This is a genomic window from Nostoc sp. 2RC, from assembly GCF_014222165.1.
In the GTDB taxonomy this organism is placed as follows: domain Bacteria; phylum Cyanobacteriota; class Cyanobacteriia; order Cyanobacteriales; family Nostocaceae; genus Nostoc; species Nostoc linckia.
In genome coordinates, this window is sequence record NZ_JACKZU010000117.1 from 1 (window position 1) to 21,234 (window position 21,234).

At 40.9% G+C, this 21,234-nt stretch carries 18 protein-coding genes; 13 read left to right on the forward strand and 5 right to left on the reverse strand.

Annotation, left to right across the window (positions count from 1 at the left end; all coding sequences use genetic code 11):
- Window positions 1-110: 110 nt before the first annotated feature.
- The gene (locus tag GNE10_RS15110; RefSeq protein WP_185565879.1) at window positions 111-1,526 is read right to left on the reverse strand and encodes an aspartate ammonia-lyase; all 1,416 of its coding nucleotides are present in this window, start codon (window positions 1,524-1,526) and stop codon (window positions 111-113) included.
- Between the two features lie 222 nt (window positions 1,527-1,748).
- On the opposite strand from GNE10_RS15110, the gene GNE10_RS15115 reads away from it, so the two are divergent.
- The 4 genes from GNE10_RS15115 (at window position 1,749) to GNE10_RS15130 (ending at window position 3,494) form a co-directional block, all read left to right on the forward strand.
- Window positions 1,749-2,312: a Uma2 family endonuclease gene (locus GNE10_RS15115; RefSeq protein WP_185565880.1), complete on the forward strand. Its 564-nt coding sequence runs from the start codon at window positions 1,749-1,751 to the stop codon at window positions 2,310-2,312.
- Window positions 2,313-2,438: 126 nt separating this feature from the next.
- On the forward strand, window positions 2,439-2,957 hold the full coding sequence (pgsA, locus tag GNE10_RS15120; RefSeq protein WP_185565881.1) for a CDP-diacylglycerol--glycerol-3-phosphate 3-phosphatidyltransferase: 519 nt from the start codon (window positions 2,439-2,441) through the stop codon (window positions 2,955-2,957).
- Between the two features lie 88 nt (window positions 2,958-3,045).
- Window positions 3,046-3,273, forward strand: coding sequence for a type II toxin-antitoxin system HicA family toxin (locus GNE10_RS15125; protein ID WP_099067184.1), 228 nt, complete (start codon window positions 3,046-3,048; stop codon window positions 3,271-3,273).
- Window positions 3,270-3,494, forward strand: a complete 225-nt coding sequence (locus tag GNE10_RS15130; protein ID WP_099067183.1) for a type II toxin-antitoxin system HicB family antitoxin — start codon at window positions 3,270-3,272, stop codon at window positions 3,492-3,494. Before GNE10_RS15125 ends, GNE10_RS15130 begins: the two co-directional genes overlap by 4 nt.
- Before the next feature lie 219 nt (window positions 3,495-3,713).
- Here GNE10_RS15130 and GNE10_RS15135 read toward each other — a convergent pair whose 3' ends face one another.
- Together GNE10_RS15135 and GNE10_RS15140 are read right to left on the reverse strand one after the other, a co-directional pair.
- Window positions 3,714-4,592, reverse strand: coding sequence for an SMP-30/gluconolactonase/LRE family protein (locus tag GNE10_RS15135; protein WP_185565882.1), 879 nt, complete (start codon window positions 4,590-4,592; stop codon window positions 3,714-3,716).
- A gap of 310 nt (window positions 4,593-4,902) precedes the next feature.
- Window positions 4,903-5,841, reverse strand: coding sequence for an NAD-dependent epimerase/dehydratase family protein (locus tag GNE10_RS15140; protein WP_185565883.1), 939 nt, complete (start codon window positions 5,839-5,841; stop codon window positions 4,903-4,905).
- A 345-nt stretch (window positions 5,842-6,186) separates the two neighbouring features.
- Here GNE10_RS15140 and GNE10_RS15145 point away from each other — a divergent pair, with 345 nt between their 5' ends.
- From GNE10_RS15145 to GNE10_RS15175, 7 genes are all read left to right on the forward strand, one after another.
- Window positions 6,187-7,344: a glycosyltransferase gene (locus GNE10_RS15145; RefSeq protein WP_099067180.1), complete on the forward strand. Its 1,158-nt coding sequence runs from the start codon at window positions 6,187-6,189 to the stop codon at window positions 7,342-7,344.
- Between the two features lie 98 nt (window positions 7,345-7,442).
- Window positions 7,443-8,201 carry a sugar transferase gene (locus tag GNE10_RS15150; protein ID WP_099067179.1) on the forward strand — a complete coding sequence of 253 codons (759 nt, stop codon included), beginning with the start codon at window positions 7,443-7,445 and terminating at the stop codon, window positions 8,199-8,201.
- A gap of 427 nt (window positions 8,202-8,628) precedes the next feature.
- Window positions 8,629-9,708: a GDP-mannose 4,6-dehydratase gene (gene gmd, locus GNE10_RS15155; RefSeq protein WP_185565884.1), complete on the forward strand. Its 1,080-nt coding sequence runs from the start codon at window positions 8,629-8,631 to the stop codon at window positions 9,706-9,708.
- A gap of 23 nt (window positions 9,709-9,731) precedes the next feature.
- Window positions 9,732-10,676 (forward strand): GDP-L-fucose synthase, encoded by a 945-nt coding sequence (locus tag GNE10_RS15160; RefSeq protein ID WP_185565885.1) that lies wholly within the window; start codon window positions 9,732-9,734, stop codon window positions 10,674-10,676.
- 106 nt (window positions 10,677-10,782) lie between these two features.
- Window positions 10,783-11,358 (forward strand): 5-formyltetrahydrofolate cyclo-ligase, encoded by a 576-nt coding sequence (locus GNE10_RS15165; RefSeq protein WP_185565886.1) that lies wholly within the window; start codon window positions 10,783-10,785, stop codon window positions 11,356-11,358.
- Between the two features lie 40 nt (window positions 11,359-11,398).
- Window positions 11,399-12,418 carry a catalase family protein gene (locus GNE10_RS15170; RefSeq protein WP_185565887.1) on the forward strand — a complete coding sequence of 340 codons (1,020 nt, stop codon included), beginning with the start codon at window positions 11,399-11,401 and terminating at the stop codon, window positions 12,416-12,418.
- Between the two features lie 262 nt (window positions 12,419-12,680).
- Window positions 12,681-13,517 (forward strand): carbohydrate ABC transporter permease, encoded by an 837-nt coding sequence (locus GNE10_RS15175; RefSeq protein ID WP_185565888.1) that lies wholly within the window; start codon window positions 12,681-12,683, stop codon window positions 13,515-13,517.
- 61 nt (window positions 13,518-13,578) lie between these two features.
- On the opposite strand, the gene GNE10_RS15180 is transcribed toward GNE10_RS15175, so the two are convergent.
- Window positions 13,579-14,226, reverse strand: coding sequence for a sugar transferase (locus GNE10_RS15180; protein ID WP_311774818.1), 648 nt, complete (start codon window positions 14,224-14,226; stop codon window positions 13,579-13,581).
- A gap of 383 nt (window positions 14,227-14,609) precedes the next feature.
- Window positions 14,610-18,533, reverse strand: coding sequence for a hypothetical protein (locus GNE10_RS15185; protein WP_185565889.1), 3,924 nt, complete (start codon window positions 18,531-18,533; stop codon window positions 14,610-14,612).
- A 1,178-nt stretch (window positions 18,534-19,711) separates the two neighbouring features.
- Between GNE10_RS15185 and GNE10_RS15190 the strand changes: the two genes are divergently transcribed.
- Together GNE10_RS15190 and GNE10_RS15195 are read left to right on the forward strand one after the other, a co-directional pair.
- Window positions 19,712-20,377, forward strand: a complete 666-nt coding sequence (locus tag GNE10_RS15190) for a Crp/Fnr family transcriptional regulator (protein ID WP_185565890.1) — start codon at window positions 19,712-19,714, stop codon at window positions 20,375-20,377.
- A 14-nt stretch (window positions 20,378-20,391) separates the two neighbouring features.
- Window positions 20,392-21,129, forward strand: a complete 738-nt coding sequence (locus tag GNE10_RS15195; RefSeq protein WP_185565891.1) for a DUF2232 domain-containing protein — start codon at window positions 20,392-20,394, stop codon at window positions 21,127-21,129.
- The last annotated feature ends 105 nt before the right edge of the window (window positions 21,130-21,234 follow it).

A 21,234-nucleotide genomic window follows, 5' to 3' on the forward strand; every position in this document is an offset into this window, starting at 1 on the left:
CCCTTCCCCCTTACCCTTTCCCCTACTTCTCCAAGAAGTCTATCCAAATGTAGAGACGTAGCAGTGCTACGTCTCTACAAAGATTTTGATATTATTCAGAATCGTTGTTTTTATTCTCGACTCAGAGGTAAGATAGCACTCATTTGTTCTAGATTTAATACTGTGGCTAAGTCTGCTTCATTCATTAATCCCCGTTCTAAGACGATTTGCCGTAGGGATTTACCAGTTTCTAAAGATTCTTTGGCCACAGCTGCGGCGTTCAAATAACCAATGTGAGTGTTGAGTGCAGTTACCAAAGCTAAACTGCCTTCAGCGTATGCTAAACAACGTTCTTTGTTGGCTGTAATTCCCTCGATGCAACGTTTGGTGAGGGCGGCGATGGTATTACCCAAAATTTCGATGCTGTGAATTAGGTTATAGGCAATCAACGGCATCATGACGTTTAATTCTAATTGTCCGGCTTGGGCGGCAATAGCGATCGCATTGTCGTAACCCATCACCTGAAAACATACCATTGATGTCATCTCCGCCATCACTGGGTTGTATTTTCCTGGCATAATTGAGGAACCTGGTTGCACTGGGGGCAGTTGAATTTCTTTGAAACCAGTTTTTGGCCCTGAATCCATCAACCGCAAGTCATGAGAGATTTTCGCTAAATCCTGGGCTAAGTTCCGCAAAGCGCCGGAAACGTTGACAAATGGTGCCATACTTTGCATGGCAGCCATTAAGTGGGGTGCAGGTTCTAAGGGAGTATCAATTAACTCTGAGAGAACTTCCACGACACGGGCGCGATACAAAGGATGAGTATTTAACCCGGTTCCGGCTGCACTACCTCCCAAACCCAGCACCATCAAATCTCCGGAGGCGGTGTAAATTCGGTTTTGATGTTCTGTGAGGATTTGTGCCCAAGCCCGAAAATTTTCACCCAAGCGTACAGGTACAGCGTCTTGTAAATGAGTTCTGCCGGATTTGACGATATCTTGAAATTCTCCAGCTTTGTTTTCTAAGGTGGCGATCGCTTCTTCTAAAGCTGGGTGTAATGTGTGAGTAAGTGCCAATAATCCACCAATTCTAATTGCTGTGGGAATTACATCATTGGTAGACTGTCCATAGTTAACGTGATCGTTAGGACTAATCCGTTTATAATTGCCCTTTTCGTCGCCAAGAATTTCTAAGGCGCGATTTGCTAAAACTTCATTGACATTCATGTGGTGGGAAGTTCCCGCACCGGCTTGATAAACATCCACAACAAATTGATCGCGCAACTTCCCAGCTAAAATTTCATCAGTTGCTTGCACAATAGCCTGACTAATATCTTGGGGAATGCAACCGAGTTCACCATTCACAATTGCTGTAGCTTTTTTAATTAGCAAACAAGCATCTACGTAAGTAGGTAAAGGCTTAATGCCACTGATAGGGAAATTTTCTATTGCTCGTAGTGTTTGAATGCCGTAATAAACATTACTAGCTATTTGGCGATCGCCCATTGAATCGCGTTCGACGCGAAATTCTATCTTGTCAGTCATAGTATTGTTTAGATGATCTCAAAATACAAATCATGCCATGCAAATGATACCGACGCCATTTTTACAAAAAAATATGCTGAAACTCTGTTAGCTACAAATTTTTTCAATAATTAAATATTAGTGTCAATTTTTAGGAAAACCCGACAATTAACAACTAACTAAGCACTGTCAAATCATTTGATTTAAGCTAAACTAACGTTTAAATAAGAACAGGAAAATATTATGATTAAAACACCAACTTGCAGTATATCTTTAGAGGAATTTTTACAATTACCAGAAACCAAACCAGCCAGTGAATATGTTGATGGTGAAATCATTCAAAAACCTATGCCTCAAGGAAAACATAGCAGACTACAGTTGCAATTGGCTAACGCGGTTAATCATGTAACAGAACCCACAAAAATCGCCCTAGCTTTTCCAGAATTACGCTGTACCTTTGGTGGATGTTCCACTGTCCCAGATGTTGCAGTATTCGCTTGGGAAAGAATTCCTATAGATGAAAAAGGCAATATTGGCAATGTATTTAATACATATCCAGATTGGACAATTGAAATTCTCTCACCTGAACAAAGTACCACCAAAGTTACCAAAAACATTTTACATTGTTTAAATCATGGTTCTCGCTTAGGTTGGTTAATTGACCCAGAGGAATATAGTGTTTTAGTGTATCCACCCCAGCAACAACCAATATATTTAGAAAACGAAGAAGATATATTGCCAGTACCCGATTTAGTCAGGGATTTACATTTGACATTAGGGCAATTATTTGGTTGGTTAAAGTTATGAAAACAGAATTCAGGAGTCAGTCGTCAGAATTCAGAATAAATTCTGTACGAGTGGTGACTGATTGATTCTGAATTCTGAATTCTGTATTCTGTATTCTTCTTCAAAGATAATTCCTCAACCCAAATCATGACTTTACCTAACTGGATTACTTTTTCTCGTTTGCTCGGTGTACCATTTTTGCTATATGGTTTGTACAACCCTACCTCTGAGGCTAGGTGGTTATGTTTGGCGATTTTTTTAGTGGCGGCGTTGACAGATTGGTTGGATGGCTATTTAGCAAGAAAACTTAACCAAATTAGCGATTTAGGTAAATTTCTTGACCCCTTAGTTGATAAATTTTTGGTACTTGCACCATTAATGGTGTTGATTGAACTGGGAAAAGTGCCAGCTTGGGGAGTATTTTTGATTTTAGCGCGGGAATTAGCGATCGCTGGTTGGCGGGTAAATCAAACGACAATTACCGGGGCGAACATTTGGGGTAAACTCAAAACAGTTAGTCAAATAGTGGCGATCGCACTTTTAATTGCACCATTACCTGAAGTTTGGCAAATTCCATCTTTAATTGCTTTTTGGATTTCTGTTGCTTTAACTTTAATCTCTGGCGCTATTTATCTTTTACCCCAAAAAGCTAGCACTGCTGCTTGAAAACATCTAATGTTTTGTAAGTTGAAGTGTAAAATTTCTCCATGTAATAATCACAAAATATTTGTAGCTAACTCATCAATTTCTTCCAGTGCCTAAAAAAATTCGGGAACTGAAAGCAATGCTCCTAAAAGCTGGATTTACTTATCGAAGTGGCAAAGGCAGTCATACAGTATGGAGCCATCCTTTGCTAATTTACAGCCTCACTTTGTCTGGTAAAGATGGAGCAGATGCAGACCGTTACCAGGAAAAAGATGTGAAAAATGCGCTCATAGAAGTAAAATACCTTGAGCAAGAAGACGGCAAAGGAGAAGAATGAAACCACAATATAGTATTCTAATTCAGTGGTCAAATGAAGATCAAAAGTACATTGTTAGCTTACCTGAGTTTGGCCCCTACGCACACACTCATGGAAACACCTACGCTGATGCTCTCAAAAATGGTGAAGAAGTGCTAGAGCTTTTGATTGAAGATTACCAAGCACAAGGAAAACCATTACCAGAACCTTTGACTGCAAATGTTTCGTTTCAGTTTGTGTAATCCTCACCTAATTATTAGCAGTTGTTAGCAATGAGCGCTCATTGATGGGAAATCAAAGGACAATTACCTGCACAAAGATTTGGCGTAAAGACTAAATTTAATTACTCTTTTTGACTTGCAAGACCTTTAAAACTCCACAATTGCAGTGTCAAACTCAAAACATGAGTTTTGATTCATTTCTACACTGGCTAAATTAACTCTTAGCTCAATACAAAATTCCTAAAAACTATAGCTTGGTAATCCAGTAACATCAGTTTCAACAGCAAATAAATCACCAGAGTAGAAACTTTTATCAATCTCGGCTTGGCTGAGTCCAACTGAAGCAGTGGTAATATAAAGTGTTTGCAAATTTTCACTGCCAAAGGTACAACTTGTAACGAGTGGAACGGGTAGCTTTATCCGCAATCTTTCTTCACCTTGGGGATTGAAACAAATCACACACCATCCATTCCACATCGCTGACCAAATATTTCCTTGGCTATCTATAGTTAAACCATCTGGATAGAAAGGTTCCTGAGTTAAATCAACAAAAATTCGGCGATTACTAATATTGCCTGTTACTGAATTAAAGTCATAAGCATATATTTTTTGTTGAGGAGAATCAGTTAAATAAAATATCTTTTCATCAGGACTCCAACCCAAACCATTAGAGATAGTTAATCCTGTTTCCATCACATGTAATGAGCCATCAGTATCATAACGATAAAGACTAGCTTCTGGTTTTTCGATAGTAGACATTGAGCCAAACCAAAAGCGACCTTGGGCATCGCATTTACCATCGTTGAGACGATTATTAGGCAGATTTTTTTCAACTTCCAAAATCGGGGTAACTTCACCTGTCTTGATATTGAGGAATGCTAGGTGATGGCGCAGTGCGATCGTTAATTTATCTTGACCTGCAATGGCGATCGCACCTACCACATCTCCCACATCAAAAAAGCGATTTTCACCCGTTGCTGGGTCGAATTGATGCACTCGATGGTTAAAAATATCTATCCAGTAAAGCAGCTTTTTAGTGGAGTCCCAAATCGGCCCTTCACCCAAACGGGCACGAGCTTCTAAAATATTATGGAGTGAATATTGTAAAACCTGGCTCATTTTTTTAACCAATAATAGTATTTACAGACACTATAGGACTTACGCAACGCCGATATTGTCATTGCGACCGTAACAGAGTGTAGGGAAGCAATCCCAGCGTCAGGGGGGATTACTTCGCTATCGCTCGTAATGACGGAATTACGTTATTTTTGCGTAAGTCCTGACACTAATTTCACTGAATTGTAGGCAATGATTAAAAAACTTTGCCAAGCCCTGAAAAATTAGCGGTGAAATTACGAAAATTGGGCATTAACCCCGATGAAGAATAATTAGTTGACTGTTGAGAGTCAGCAGTCAACTAATTTCCTCATTAAACAGCTTTTAAAATTTCTTCATCTACAGAGAAATCCACCTCAGCTTGATCTCGGCCAGAAGCGAGATAATCATTTTCCAAAGAATCTTGTAATCCAGAAATTAAATCATATTCGGGATGCCAGTTTAATTCTGTTTGGGCTTTGTTTACTGAAGCAAAGAAATGTTGTACCCGCATCGGAAAAGCTTTGCGCTTGCCAAAATCAAACTTTTTCGGGTCATAATGGACGATTTTCACAGCATCAGGTGATTTACCAGCTGCTATAGCACTAGCACGGGCTAAACCATCAAAAGTAACAAAGCGATCGCCAGATACATTATAAATTTGTCCCACCGCTTGTTGATTGCCCAAAACTTGAGTCATTGCCTTTGCTAAATCTTTGACATGACCTAATTGGGTGATATGGAATCCATTTCCAGGGATAGGAACGGGGCGATCGCGGACAATCCTATCAAAAAACCAGCTTTCTAAGTCATTATAATTACGCGGCCCGTAGATATAAGTGGGACGAATGGAAGTAAAGGGCAATCCCAGTTGAGTCAGGTAAGCTTCAGTTTCATGCTTACCCAAGTGGCGACTTTTGGGGTCTACTGCATCGCCCTCCACATGGGGAAGTTGGTCAGATTTGAGATACACTCCTGCCGAACTCATGTATACAAAATGTTGCACTCGGTCTTGAAAAATCTCTGCAAGTGGTTGAGTATCACTGAGTTCTCGTCCATTATTGTCAAAAATGGCATCAAAATTTTCTTGTGACAATTTTGCTTTTAATTGGGCAGCATCGGTGCGATCGCCTATAATTTGTCCTACTCCCTGTAAAGAAGGTGCTGGCCGGTTTCCACGGTTAAACAGCACCACCTCATGTCCTTGTTCCACCAATTGTTGAGTTAAATAAACACCAATGAACCGAGTACCACCAATAATTAGAATTCGCATACCTTTCCCATTCCTAGATCAGTTTTCTTTCAGCCACTGGGGATTGAGGGAGATAGGGAGGTAGGGAGAGAAGGGAGATGAAGGCGATGGGGAGGCTCCTGAGGTAGGGGAAGAATAACTTTTAACTCCAAACTCCAAACTCCAAACTCCAAACTCCTCACTCCCAATGCCCTATGCCCCATGCCCCAATCTGAGGTTATCAGGTTGCAGTATCCATCTGGAACCTGTGAAGGAAAGATTGCGTCTGTGGCTATAATCTGGGGCGCTTCCCATTAATTACAAAGGGAAACTTTTCAGTTAACCTCATCAGTAGCTTAACGATTTTCTATTTATTACAAGTTAGCTGTGCCCTTGAAATATGCTCTGGTTCATGAGTGGTTGACACCCAAAGCCACAGGTGGTTCAGAACTCGTTGTACGGGAAATTTTGAATCACATTGATGCTGATTTGTATGCCCTCATCGATTTTGAATCCATCAACCCTGAAAGTTATTTATATAAACGTCAAATTGGCAAGACGTTTCTTCAACACTTTCCGTATGCTCGTAACGGTATACAAAAGTACTTGCCATTGTGGCCTTTGGCAATTGAACAAATGGATTTGCGACACTATGACGTAATTCTGTCTTCCTCCCATGCTGTTGCCAAGGGAATCCTGACCACTCCAGATCAGTTGCATATTTGCTACTGTCACAGCCCTATGCGCTACGCCTGGGACTTGACTTTTGATTATCTACGCCAAAGCAAGCTGGGTAATGGCCTACCAGGGTGGGTGACCAGATATTTATTACATCGTTTGCGCCAGTGGGATGTATTGAGTGCTAATCGTGTTGATTATTTCATCGCTAACTCGCAGCACACAGCTAAGCGGATATGGCGTTGCTATCGGCGAGAAGCAACAGTGATTTACCCACCGGTGAATATTGACAAATTTCCATTTTTTCAGGAAAAAGACGATTTTTACCTAACAGTTTCTCGGCTAGTGAGTTATAAGCAAGTATCGTTGATTATCAAAGCTTTTAATCAACTACAACGACCTTTAGTAGTAATTGGTACAGGAGATGAAATGAAAAAGATTTGTGAGATGGCAAATTCAAATATCCAAATACTGGGATGGCAACCCGATAATGTGGTAAAAAAATATATGGCTAGCGCTAAGGCGTTTGTGTACGCAGCTTGCGAAGATTTTGGTATTGCCTTAGTGGAGGCACAAGCCTGTGGTACGCCAGTAATTGCCTACGGTGCTGGGGGTGCTTTAGAAACAGTGCGAGATATTCGCTCTGATGTGGATACAGGGACAGGTATATTCTTCAGGACACAAACAGAGGCAGCTTTAGTGGAGGCAGTAGAAGAATTTGAAGTACATCAGGGTTCATTCAATTGTGAGTATATGCGATCGCACGCCGCGCAGTTTTCACCGCGAGTCTTTGCAGATCGTTATCTAGATTTTGTAAACAAGTGCAACGAAAAAAGACCTTTTTGGAATACTGGTCTTGGTTCATAGGACTTATTTTTTTAGGCTTTTGGCAATTTATCCCCAGAAGCATCTCATTTTGGCTTTAAGATTGGGACTATGTGTGGTGTGGATTATTAAGGAGTATGATGACTGCCCAGAGCTCACTCCTCTCCGGCAAGCGAGGCATACGGCAAGACACTAAAGCGTCTTTGCGTACTCTCCTGAAACGGGGTCAAAAAACAAAGACGCCTAAGGTTAAACCTAAAGGTCTATCTTTTCAGGGTTTAAACGGAGAGTTTGCTAAACGACTGTTCGATATAGTGTTTTCGCTGTCAGTGTTAATTTTATTCTTTCCTGTCTACTTAATCTTGGCCTTGTTGATTGCTTTGAGTTCAGAGGGCCCGATTTTTTATGTTCAGGAACGGGTGGGTAAAAATTACAAACCTTTTAACTGTATTAAATTCCGAACAATGGTCAGCAATGCAGACGAAATCCTCATGCAAATGATGGAAACATCGCCCCAATTGCGACAAGAATTTGAGAGCAGTTTTAAACTCAAGCAAGACCCACGGATTACTAAAATTGGTCGATTTTTGCGAATTACTAGCTTAGACGAGTTTCCCCAGTTTTGGAACGTTTTAAAAGGGGATATGAGTGTAGTCGGCCCTCGACCATTAGTAGCGCAAGAACTACCAAAATACGGTTGTTACATTGATGAGATTTTAACCATCCGCCCAGGAATTACTGGTTTGTGGCAGGTTTCTGGACGTAATGACATTCCCTACCCCCGACGAGTCCAAATCGACCTGCATTACGTAAAATTCAGGAATTTATGGCTCGATTTATGGATCATCTTAAAAACCGTTGATGTAGTTATTTTACCTAAAAATAACGGAGCATACTGAGTAATTACTTAAGGCTGATTTTGGGGGCAGCCAATGCCCCTAAGCACTGGTTCTCAGTGTTAATAAACAGCTACACAAATGAAATAATCTTATTTTCAAAGCATTCAGAATACTAAATAACAAAAACTTATCGAATTCAAGCAACTTTATTAACTCTTCATAAAAATCAGATAATTTATAAAATTTTTACAACCTAAAAGTGGTAGCATACCGCAGAATAATTCAGGGAAAATATTGAACTTAGGAAATTAAGTTTAACTTTTCACATCACTTGTTATTAAGTAAATTTAAGTAAAATTATTTACTTAAAAATTACACTATCCGTTAGAACTAGTAGGTTTACTATTAGGCAATTCAGCAATTACCTGCTACGTTGTATCAGATCGCTTGTAACATTTTAATCAAAAAAAATAAGGGATAGTTGAGCATGACGCAAAAAAAACGAGCCTTAATTACTGGTATTACCGGTCAAGATGGTTCATATCTGAGTGAGTACTTGTTAGAACAAGGCTATGAAGTTCATGGGATAATTCGCCGCACATCTACCTTCAACACAGACCGCATCGATCACATCTACGAAGACCCACACAAAGAAGGAGTCCAGTTATTCCTGCACTACGGAGATTTAACCGATGGAACAACACTGCGACGCATTTTAGAAGAAGTACAGCCAGTAGAAATTTACAACCTCGGCGCTCAATCTCATGTGAGAGTCAGCTTTGATTCACCTGAATACACTGTAGATTCAGTGGGAATGGGGACACTGCGTTTATTAGAAGCAATTCGAGACTACCAACACCGTACCGGAATCCAAGTGCGGTTTTACCAAGCGGGTTCCTCAGAAATGTACGGATTAGTACAAGCAATCCCCCAAAGCGAAACCACACCATTTTATCCCCGCAGTCCCTATGCTTGTGCCAAAGTATATGCTCACTGGCAAACAGTAAACTATCGCGAATCTTACAATTTGTTTGCTTGTAACGGCATACTGTTTAACCACGAATCACCCCGTCGTGGTGAAACCTTCGTCACCCGTAAAATCACGATGGCAGTAGCCAATATCGTAGCCAAAAAACAGAAAAAGATCTATATGGGAAATCTCGACGCTAAGCGAGATTGGGGCTATGCCAAAGATTACGTCAAAGCAATGTGGTTGATGTTGCAGCAAGACCAACCAGACGACTACGTGATTGCCACAGGGGAAACTCACTCAGTGCGAGAATTTCTGGAATTGGCATTTAAGTATGTCAATCTCAATTGGCAAGATTATGTCGAATTTGACGAACGTTATCTGCGTCCTGCGGAGGTAGAGTTGTTAATTGGGGACTCCAGCAAAGCACGGCAGCAGTTAGGCTGGACACCATCAGTAACCTTTGAACAATTAGTTGCCTTAATGGTAGAAGCAGACTTACAAGCCTTGGGTTACACTTCACCCAACGGCAATGGTTCGCAATTTCCCCATGAAGTTGCTACTCTTCGTCAAGAACTTGGCGCTTTGCACTTCTGATTGAGACCACAGAGGATAAAAATATGACCGCCTTAGAACTCAAAAATAAACGCATTCTGGTCACTGGTGGGTCAGGGTTTCTCGGTCGTCAAGTGATAGATCAACTGCGCCAAGCAGGTGCAGAGAATGAGAAGATTACAGTGGTGCGATCGCGTGATTGCGATCTGCGAGTTTGGGAAAATTGCCAGCGTGCAGTTGACCAACAAGACATCGTTATCCATTTAGCAGCTCATGTTGGTGGCATTGGTCTCAATCAACAAAAACCCGCAGAGTTATTCTACGATAACTTGATTATGGGCAGCCAGCTAATTCACGCTGCATATGAAGGCGGAGTCGAAAAATTCGTTTGTGTTGGTACCATCTGCGCCTATCCCAAATTTACTCCAGTGCCATTCAAAGAAGATGACTTGTGGAATGGCTACCCAGAGGAAACCAATGCACCTTACGGAATTGCTAAAAAAGCGCTTTTAGTACAACTACAAGCTTACCGCCAACAGTATGGCTTTAATGGTATTTATCTACTGCCTGTGAATTTGTATGGCCCGGAAGATAATTTCGATCCGGGAAGTTCTCATGTGATTCCGGCGTTAATTCGTAAGGTTCACGAAGCCCAAGTTCAAGGAGACAAGCAACTGTTTGTTTGGGGTGATGGTAGTCCGACTCGCGAGTTTCTCTATTCTGTAGATGCAGCGCGGGGAATTGTTATGGGCACCCAATTCTATAACGAATCAGAACCAGTGAATTTGGGGACGGGTGATGAAATTTCCATTCTTGATTTAATAACTTTGATTAGTCAATTAATGGAGTTTAAAGGTGAGATTGTTTGGCAAACTGATAAGCCAAATGGTCAGCCAAGACGCCGTTTAGATACTGAACGCGCCAAGCTTGCTTTTAATTTCACCGCTGGTGTTAGCTTTGAGCAAGGGCTAAAAAACACCATTGAGTGGTATCGCCAACACGCTGCATAATCTGACGGTGGGCAGTGCCCACCTGAGATTTTTTGAGCAAAAATTAGGTACTAAACTGTATTTTGCTATATAACTCACTTACTGTTTCACAAGTAAGTTGTTAAATGTGGACAGAGTTAATCATCAACTAAATAAAACACAATTACGGCGTACTTTACTCAAAAAACGTCAATCAATGTCTGTTGAGGAGTGGAGAGAAAAAAGCGATCGCATTTGCTTTCATTTACAAAACTCTACTTTGTTTAATCAAGCAAAAACAATACTCGCTTATTTTAGCTTTCGCCAAGAACCAGACCTCAGTCCATTATTTACAAATACTCAATACCGTTGGGGATTCCCTCGCTGCGTTAATCAATCCCTGTCTTGGCATATTTGGGAGATTGATGATTCTCTTCAAAGTGGCGCTTATGGCATTACTGAACCGCATTCTCATGCGCCAACTTTAGATCCGGCGCAAGTTGATTTGATTCTCACCCCCAGTGTAGCTTGCGATTATCAAGGATATCGCCTGGGTTATGGCGGAGGTTATTACGATCGCTTACTCAGTTCACCAGAGTGGTTGACAAAGCCCACTATCGGAATTGTATTTGATTTTGCCTATTTACCCCAACTTCCCATCGAACCTTGGGATAAACCATTAAAGAATATCTTAACGGAAACTGGGTTGACTCCCCAAAACTAAAGGTTGAGGATGATGAAGAAACATCATCAAAATATTTTTCATGAGTAATCCAGTATCATCTACCACTGACCAATCAGCCACAATCGACGAAATTGTAGCAACTAGCCTGCAAGCTCAACAACAAACAGGCCCAGATTTGCGCCAAATTCATAGCAAAAGTCACGGACTGCTTTGGGGAGAGTTTATTATTGAACCGAACCTTCCTGAAGACCTAAGAGTGGGTTTGTTCAAAACACCCCAAACCTATCCCGCTTGGATTCGTTTTTCTAATGGTGGTGCGCCTGAAAAGCGGGGAAAATTTCGCTCAGATAGCCAACCTGATGTTCGCGGTATCGCTATCAAGGTGATGAATGTAGAGGGGCAAAAAATACTAGATGATGAGGAAAAAACTCAAGATTTTATCCTCAACAATTATCCTACTTTTTTTACTAAAGATATTCGTGATTACGCTGATATCTTTAAAGCAGGTAGCGGACAACTTAGCCCAGAACGTTTAGAAGAACTTGGTTATGCCTTTGCTTTGTTACAAAAAATTACTAGTAAGAACGTAGGCAATCCACTTTTGATTCAGTATTGGAGTATGGCTCCGTTTAAATTTGGAAATCGCGTTGTGAAATTATCTGTTAAATCTCAACAGATTGAACAGCCTCCACAAACACTTCCAGAATCCGAAAACTACCTCCGAGAAGCAATAGTTAACCTGTTGACGGTAGAAGGTCGAGAAGTATCTTTTGATTTTCTGATTCAGTTTTATGTCGATGATGACAAAACGCCAATTGAAGACCACGTTAAAGAATGGCAAGAAGCAGATTCACCATTTATTAAAGTTGCAACTGTACGCATTCCCAGCCAGAAATTTGACTTTGAAGAACGTAAACGTTTAGATGAAGGTATATTGTTTAGCCCTTGGCATACATTACTTGAGCATGAACCTGTTGGTAGTGTAAATCTTTCTCGCAAGAAGCTTTATAGCGAACTTGCAAAATATCGGCGAGAACAAATTGCCAAACGCCTACGGGAACCACAACCTTATGCAGAGGTTGGAGATTCACCACTGTAATTTGATTGTCAATTGTAGAATGATACAGCAGAATTTAGGAGTCAGAATTCAGAAGTCAGAATTCAGAATTCAGAAGGAATTGGAGATGTAGTTGTCGCGCAAAGCAACACATCTTGAATTGTTGACGGTGCGTTATGCCGTAGATTAACGCACCCTACTGGACTGAACCAAACCAACCTATGATTATAAAAAACGATCAATTCTTTAAAAAATTATCTTAGTCAGAAATTAATATTTATCAAACTCGAAAGTTATTAATCAAATGTTGAACTCGAAAAAATCACCATCGCAAACTCTATTAATGTATACGCTATTGGGAGCGATCGCACTGGTGATGCTGTTTCCCTTGCTGTGGCTAATCAGTACAGCCTTAAAATCACCTACAGAAAATATTTTACAGTCACCGCCACAGTTGTTACCTGCATCGCCTACACTGGATAACTTTTCTCGTGTTTGGCAATCTTTACCTTTCGGACAATATTTATACAACAGCACCTTGGTGTCTGTGCTGACTGTTGGCTTGAATTTACTATTTTGCGCTTTAGCTGCCTATCCTTTGGCAAGGTTATCATTTGCGGGGCGAGATTGGATTTTTATCGCCGTCGTCTCTACAATTATGATTCCCTTCCAAATTGTGATGATTCCTCTTTACATTTTGACAGTGCAGTTGGGTTTGAGAAATACTTATTTAGGAATGATTTTCCCCAGCTTGGCTTCTGCGTTTGGGATTTTTTTGTTGCGCCAAGCTTTTATGAGCGTTCCCAAAGAAATAGAAGAAGCCGCCCGCATGGATGGCAGCTCTGAGTTGGGTTTGTGGTGGTATGTGATGCTACCAGCAATTCGCCCAGCATTAGTAACCTTAGCAATTTTTGTATTTATTGGTGCTTGGAGTGACTTTTTGTGGCCTTTAATTGTCATCCAAGACGAAAATTTATACACTCTTCCTCTAGGAGTTGCCAAGCTAGCCGGGACATTTTCCCTTGATTGGCGCTTGGTAGCAGCTGGTTCTGTAATTGCGATCGCCCCAGTATTGTTACTATTTATATTTGTACAACGTTATATTGTACCCACGGAAACTGGTAGCGGGGTGAAGGGATGAGAAAGACGCAAAGAGTCAGAGACGCTCTTACACGGCGAATAACCAATGCCCAATGCCCAATTTAATAAGCACCAGTCTTTTTCAACACTACCCAAATTGTTTTCATAATTAGACTCAAGTCGTAAGTTACAGACCACTTACGTTGATAATCCATATCCATCTTGACGATGGTTTCAAAATCTGTGATGCTCGAACGACCGTTAGCTTGCCATTCTCCAGTAATCCCTGGTTTGACTCGCAATCTATCCCAGTGGTGTGGGTTATAATTCTTGACTTCATCAAGGGTTGGTGGACGAGTACCAACTAAACTCATGTCCCCTAGCAAAACGTTCCAAAACTGTGGGAATTCGTCTAAGCTAGTACGCCGCAAAAATTTGCCCACCGGAGTAATTCGAGGATCGTCAACAGATTTAAAGATGTGACCTTTGGCTTGGTTATCAACTAGATGCTTGAGTTTATCGGCATCCATAACCATAGAACGGAATTTCCATATCCGGAAGGGCTTTCCATTCAAGCCGCAGCGAATTTGAGAATAAAATATGGGATTTGGATCGTAAATTAAAGTAACAATTCCTACAGGAATCGCCACCAAAAACGTAATAATCAGCCCGATAATGGCTCCAATAATATCAATTAATCGTTTTGCAAAGCTTACAGTTGAGGGATGTGAAGGCTGTTGCGAGCAATCAAGAGAATAAGAATAAATCACAAGAGCTAAATTATCTACAACATGAATTTTTGCATCAGTAGTGTAGACATAGACATAATTTTTATGGGAATTTTAATGTTTTTGTTTTCACTACTGAGTAATAATATACACAAAAACACAACTAGAAAAAAAGTTAAGACCTTTAGTTTACAAAATCTTTCAATTAACTATCATAATTGTAAATATATAATATATTACTGTAAAAATTCCAAAAAAATGCTACTTCCGCTTTTGATGTTGACGGTTCACCGTCAATAGGCAAGGGTGCAATTTAAATCGGGAATTGCGGAAAACTAGATGGGGAGTGGGGAAGATAACTTTGAACTCGTAACTCAACAAGCAACAGTCATCAGTCATCAGTCAACACTCCCAATACCCCATAACTAATGACTGCGAACTTCCAGTGCGAAATTGACTATATATGGTTCCTCCAGTGATTGCTGATTGCTAGCTTTGATGGCATTGAGATAGCGGCGTAAAGACAAAAGTTGTTGAGAATTGGGGCGGTAGGTGAGACTGCCTTGTTTTTCAAAAAGTGGTGCAGTGGCGATCGCTTGATAGTCGGGATTTTCTTGAGAACCCTGGGTGAGCCAAGTTGAATCTGTGACTGAAGGTATCAAACCGGAAGGTAATTCACCCTCCAAAAAAGCTAACAGGCGTTGCTGACAAGTGCGGGTGTTGATACCACGACCTTCAAATAATTGGATAACTTCACCGAAAGATAAAGGTCTTTCTGGTAGCAAACGTAGCAATTCTGTAAATAGAAAATAATCAGTGTATTGTTGTCTGGGTGTATCTAATACCTGGGGATGCAAAGGTAGCATCGCCAAACCATAGGCAACTCGACTGCAATTAGGAGCGCCGTTTTCGCCGAGATACAAATCTTGAATAATTTTCGCGCTGGGGAGTTTTTGTCGTAGCCAACGGTTCACCGTGCCTATACATGCTACGCCACCAGTGAGGATAGCTTGATTTATGGCTTCTGTGGGAATACCACGAGCTACTAATAATTTGTTGAGTTCGCGGTTCAAGCGGCGGACAAAGGGGATAAATACTTGGCTTTCTAAATCTCGTCGGTGTAAAATCCACCGCTGATCGGCTAATTCCAAGGTAAAAGAATCTTGGTGTTGTAAAATCAGTTTCAAAGCCAGTGCTGCATCTAATATTGCTTGTCCCAGCAAGGAACTCTCTAGACGCTGCTGGAGACGAATGCGAACAGCAATATCTGGTTCCCCGACTCTGGGTAGTTGCAATTCTTCTAATCCTAAACTCTGCCACTGCATTTGGTCTAAACCAGGAATTGACGGTTGCCATTGCCAGGGATTAGTGGTAGCAGTTTTGCTTGCGTTTGGGGTTGCTAAACGTGGTTGCCGAGATTTTGGGGGCAAAAGCAGCTGACAAATAATGTCTTGTTCAATTCCCTTGCCAGCATAAGCAAAACTGTGGAGCATGAAATCATTGTATGTCAGTTGTGTCAGGGTTTCTGGTACATCCACTAATAACATTTCTGTAGCAGCTGCCCCGATATTAATGACAAGGGTGTTGCCCAAAAGAGAATTTTCGCTGGTTTTTGCCGGCAGAGAATCTGCATCTGGATTTAATTTTAATTTTATTTGCTGGCCATTAGCAGCATCTAGTTCTGGCAGTAAACTGGCGATCGCTTCTTCAACAAAAAAGACTTGCTGGGGATGTTGGACAAGTTTACTAGTGAGTACAGCTTCTCTAACATTGAAACGATATTGTTCTGACCAACTAGATGGACAAGTGCAAATAACACCAGCAATATTATTAATAATTTGAGAAAAATCTTGTTCTTTAATTCCCACAGCAGCAGCTATTAAACCAGGGGTGGTACTGCCTCGATCGCACTTGAGAGTTAACAGTAGCTTTGAGAGCGATCGTACAACCCAAATTAATGGCCCTGCCGAAAATTCATTTAATTGTAAAACAGGTTCCCATTTTTGCCGTTCGCTTTTGTACGCAATGGCTACTTGTAAATAAGGTTTGAGTTGTGCTGAGTAAAGATTATTTGTTGAATCCGATCTTGGAGGTGTAGGATTCTTATCTTGGGCAACAGCCGCGGGTGCTGTTTGTTCGTGTGCTTCAATACTGTCATTTTCACCCTGGGGTACGGAGGCTGTGGGCAGATAAACTTCTGTTGGTAAACGAAAGGATTGTTGAAAAGAAGTTGTTCCCCGTGAATTTTCTGCTGACCAGTAGATAGGATGTACAACCAAAGATGAACTATTTAATAAAGCTGCGGAAATTCCTGTTGTACCTAAATCAATTCCTAAATACCAAACTGATTGGAGAACATTGGTTGAAACTTCTGTGTTGTTTATTGAGGAATTTGCAGGTAAATAGCTTTCTGAAATAGAATTTGTCTCTTGCTTTTTTTTTTCAGTTTTTGTGTCTAAATCTAAGTTAGCTTCTACTCCAGTAACTAGGAAACTATTGGTGATTTTTTCCAAATTTTCTGGTTTTTCCTCAGGCAAAATCGTGGGGATCGTTGCTTGGATTTCAGCAACAGATTCCTGAGAATTTTCTAAATTTGTAGCCGATTCCAAATCAGAATTTAGCTGGCGATGGAAATTAGCTAAATCTAGATCTAATAGTTGTAACTGTTCTTCATTTAAGGAAATATCAGGGATGACTGGAACTTGATTTGACTCTAGAGAAAGTAGGTTTTCTTGTGGCGAAGCTGGAATATAGTTCTCTAAAGCAGGTTCTTGTCTATCACTTATAGTCTCTGTGACAATAACTTCCCTTGGTTTGGGTAACTCAATGTCTGGTGTTTGGGGAGTAATTGCTGCTGTAGTTGTAGCATTAATTACAGGCAATGGTGGTTCAGGAAGTTGCTCTTCGGCACTTACCTCAGGTAATAAGTCAGTTAAAGTGTTAATTGTATCGTCAACTTCTGGCTGAGTATCGAGTTCCATCGGCAAACTTTCTGCTGAAGCAACTTCCAGTGGCGCTGGGTTGGTATCCTCTGCAAAAAATAATTCTTCCCCTGAATCTGTGGTTTCTACAGTAGCCGGAGGGTTGGTGAAATGGAAAAAATCCGGGTCTGGCTCTGCAACTGGTGTATTAAGTATTGCATTTTCAGAATCTACAGTTGGAGAATCATTAATGGTAGTAAACAAACTCGCATAAAGTTGGTCTACTTCATCAGTAATTGAGTTAGAAATTTCTTCTGGTAATTCAGCTGGACTTTCAAAAGATTGAGATGAGTCTAAGCCAAGTTGCAACAGGACTGCATCTAAATCTTCTGTGAGGGTAGTAGTCTGTAGCTCAGGATTAATTGATGAAGTTTCCGGCTGTATCAATTCTAAAAGTGGCAGTGGAAATTCAGCATCGATATCACCTGGCAAAGTAGGTGATGCAGGTGGTCTCTCAGCTTCTATTCCCAAAAAAGATGACTCTGAACTAGGGGACTGTTGCTGCAAATACTCCGTCAAATTGTTGAGAAAGCTGGCCATCAGCTGTTCGCCTTGGATTCCCTTGCTATGCATTCTTACTAGTGCTTGGGATAAGGACTCGTAATAGGTATTAATGTTGCGTTGTAGTGCGTCAAAGACAACGTTTACAGTTCCATCTAGTGATAACAGGCGTCTATCTAACTCCTGAGCCAGTCTTGTTAACCGCTCTACACGCTCTGGGGATTCTAAAAAAGCTTGGCTACTAAAAGATACTGGTTCTGAATTTGGGTCATGGATTCCTGCGGAAGAAGTGGTGGAATTAGCTAAAGTTTGTGCTAGTAATGGCGTTAGATTTGGCACAAGCCGACTCATGAGTACCTGTAAAAACTCGGTAATCATCTGTTCTTGGTTGGTCAACTGCTGTGCTAGGGAGTAGTTTTGCAATCGCTTTTGTTCTAAGTGCCGAATTTCTTGAATGAGAGTAGCTCGTTCTTGCAATAGTCCTTCTAATTCGGCTCGTAATGGCTGCATCAATGCGGAAAATTCAGTTTTTAATTCTCCAGTCTGAACAGCACTGTATTCTTGATTAACTTCAGATGGTGGTAGTAAAAGCTGCTTATGGTCTGCTTCGATAAATTTTGTTAACAAAGGCGATGGCTCCGCCAACGCCAAGGGCGAACGCGGTTCCCTGGGAAATTGATTTTCAACACCACCCTCTAATGCTTCTTTTTCTCTTAGCCTCAGCAAGAAGTCCCGAATTCGTTCTAAAACTTCTTTGGGTTCTTGTCCCTGATTAGGTAAAAATCGAGACAGGCGCTTACCACCACTGGCAAGTAAGTTGTCAATGTCTGCAATCAGCTTTTGAATTTCATCTGCACTGGAAGTCACTTTTGATTACCTTAGCTACAACAATATGTCAATTAATGTGAGAGTTACTTTACAGTCATTAAAGTTTTAAGTGACAACATCTGCCACTTTGACTTGTGACTGTCATTATGTTATGGATTACAGGCAGGAGTGGCAATCTTCAGTCAGTGTTTGTTTAACAAGCTTAGCTTGATTGCTCAAAACCACTAAAATATCTGAGCAATAATTTACCTTTAACAGCAAGAAGGCTCACACCGCAGCAATAACAGTCACTGTTGACACAAACAAATCTCTAGGGGAACTCTAAAAAATAAATTGTTCCAGTTAATGCGTTGACTGTTCACTGTTGACTGCTGACTGTCAACAGTCAACGGTCAACGGTCAACAGTCTTCTGTGGAATATTTTTTTTACTTGGAAGTCCCTAGAAGCGTTGATATGGTCTGATATAATACACATGGTCGTTGACCTACCAGACTGCGTGGAATCAAAAAGCTAATTTCAAACTAGTCATAATTGCCGCAGACACATGGCTAGATATGGGAAAAACATTTACCTGTTATGCCATTGCAGTAAATCCAAGAGATGTTATACATAAAACTATGAAACTGCCTATGGAAAATGGGCGGATGTGCCTGTGTTCTCCCTTGAGGAGATAAAAATCCAAAGACCTCCAGACGCTGTATGAGATTAAATCAAACATCGATTGAATCAGGCAATGGCGTATGAGGTCGGAAACCAAGACTGTACCGTAAGGTCAGTGCAGGTACTCCACTAGCTTGAGTAGGATCTATGTTGTTTACCTATATTTTTAAGTAATCAAGAGTAAGGGACTTCCGAGTAAAAAATATCATTGCTATTGTTAGCTGTTCACCGTTGACCGTTGACAGTTCACAGTCAGCAGTCAACAGCCAACGGTTAACGCCGAAAGCAGAACAATTTATTTTTTACGATTCCCCAATCAACTTTGCACTATAGTTAGCCCCAAAATCATACTTCAGCAGCCTAGAAACTAGTTTTTGCAAAATTTTTGCCCTATTTAACCCCATAGGTAAAAATTGCTTAAAAAATCCCTCTTTTCACTTTCTTGCGAAGTATAGGTTATTTTTATTGTTAAAAGGTGGCTGTGCTTTGATGGCTTAGGCTAAAAAAATACTTTTTTATGTCGTGTGTATATAGCAGCTTGAATAAAAATGTCCTAATGGAAGACCGATATGTGCCCTCATTTTTTCAGGGTTTGCCAGATGTTGTTGTTGAAACAGCCCTTACCCATCTTGTAACCCGCACTCATCCAGCTAATCAAGTGATCGTACTAGAAAATGACTGGGGTGGTGCTGTGTATTTTATCAGAGAAGGATGGGTAAAAATTCGTACTTATAATTTAGAAGGAAAAGAGGTAACACTGAACATTCTTGGCAAAGAGGAATTGTTTGGTGAAATGGCGGTTCTCAGTGAAAAACGCCGAACTACTGATGTGATTACCCTGACCTCAACGGTAATTGGCAGTATACCAGCGTCAGATTTTAGCAATTTGCTGAAAATAGAACCCTTGGCAGGGCTAAGATTAGCAAAACTAATGGCAGAGCGTTTACAGCAAGTAAATCGGCGATTACGCTTGCGGGAATCTCATAGTCAGTCACGGGTGGCAGATACATTGCTGTTTTTGGCAGAGGGACAAGGCAAAAAAGGGCAAACAGGAACCGAAATTCCGAATTTACCTCATCGCGAATTAAGTAGTTTAAGCGGATTGGCGCGGGAAACGGTAACGCGAGTATTGACAAGGCTGGAAAGAAGAGGCTTGATTAAACGGGATCAAGACATTATCTGCATTCCTGATATGTCAGCCTTAGAAAGAATGATAGTTTAACAACTTGTCAAAATATGAGCATTTTAAATTCTCTGCCAGATGAGCCAGAGGAAGATCCATCATCAGAATCGCAAACTCCTATCAATCATTGGGCAGACAAACAAGAGTTAACCCGTCCTCAACTCAAGGCTGATACGCCCTTGAGGATGGTGGAAACAGCTTTTTTAGCCAGTACTGCTAGCCTCATTTGGTTTATTAATTTTTATTTTCCTTTAGGCCCAGTTTTGCGGATATTTTTTCCAGTACCGATCGCTTTAGTTTATCTTCGTTGGGACAAACGAGCAGCATGGATGGCAGCAATCACTTCTGGATTATTGCTAACGGTACTCATGGGGCCAGCCCGTAGTTTACTATTTGTCATGCCCTACGGCTTTATGGGCGTGCTTTTAGGTGCAACATGGTATCGTCGTCGTGTACCGTGGCTAGTTTCCATCACCTTGGGTACGCTGTTGGGTACTTTAGGAGTCTTTTTTCGCTTGTGGTTATTGTCTGTGTTATCAGGTGAAGACCTTTGGATTTATGTGATTACCCAGGTGAGTGGGTTTATCGAATGGATATTTCTGAAGCTGAGTTTATTAGCAACTCCCAGTGTATTTTTGATTCAAATAGGTGCCATCGTTTTGATTATCCTCAACAACTTTATTTACCTTTTTGTAGTACACCTAGCAGCATGGCTACTTTTCGATCGCCTGGGTAACCCCATTCCCCGCCCACCACACTGGGTGCAAGTCCTGATGGATTATGAAGGATAGGTATTAGGAATGTTGACTGTTGACTGTTGACTGTTGATTGTTGACTGTTGACTGTTGACTGGAGACTAGGGAGTTACTATTCTCTCCTACCCCCATCTCCCCATC

Excerpts from the sequence above, each read along its gene's own strand:
- gmd (WP_185565884.1), top strand. The coding sequence starts at position 8,629 with ATGACGCAAAAAAAACGAGCCTTAATTACTGGTATTACCGGTCAAGAT.
- GNE10_RS15195 (WP_185565891.1), top strand. The coding sequence starts at position 20,392 with ATGAGCATTTTAAATTCTCTGCCAGATGAGCCAGAGGAAGATCCATCA.
- GNE10_RS15135 (WP_185565882.1), bottom strand. The coding sequence starts at position 4,592 with ATGAGCCAGGTTTTACAATATTCACTCCATAATATTTTAGAAGCTCGT.
- GNE10_RS15150 (WP_099067179.1), top strand. The coding sequence starts at position 7,443 with ATGACTGCCCAGAGCTCACTCCTCTCCGGCAAGCGAGGCATACGGCAA.
- GNE10_RS15160 (WP_185565885.1), top strand. The coding sequence starts at position 9,732 with ATGACCGCCTTAGAACTCAAAAATAAACGCATTCTGGTCACTGGTGGG.
- GNE10_RS15190 (WP_185565890.1), top strand. The coding sequence starts at position 19,712 with ATGGAAGACCGATATGTGCCCTCATTTTTTCAGGGTTTGCCAGATGTT.
- pgsA (WP_185565881.1), top strand. The coding sequence starts at position 2,439 with ATGACTTTACCTAACTGGATTACTTTTTCTCGTTTGCTCGGTGTACCA.
- GNE10_RS15130 (WP_099067183.1), top strand. The coding sequence starts at position 3,270 with ATGAAACCACAATATAGTATTCTAATTCAGTGGTCAAATGAAGATCAA.
- GNE10_RS15170 (WP_185565887.1), top strand. The coding sequence starts at position 11,399 with ATGAGTAATCCAGTATCATCTACCACTGACCAATCAGCCACAATCGAC.
- GNE10_RS15110 (WP_185565879.1), bottom strand. The coding sequence starts at position 1,526 with ATGACTGACAAGATAGAATTTCGCGTCGAACGCGATTCAATGGGCGAT.
- GNE10_RS15140 (WP_185565883.1), bottom strand. The coding sequence starts at position 5,841 with ATGCGAATTCTAATTATTGGTGGTACTCGGTTCATTGGTGTTTATTTA.
- GNE10_RS15115 (WP_185565880.1), top strand. The coding sequence starts at position 1,749 with ATGATTAAAACACCAACTTGCAGTATATCTTTAGAGGAATTTTTACAA.
- GNE10_RS15175 (WP_185565888.1), top strand. The coding sequence starts at position 12,681 with ATGTTGAACTCGAAAAAATCACCATCGCAAACTCTATTAATGTATACG.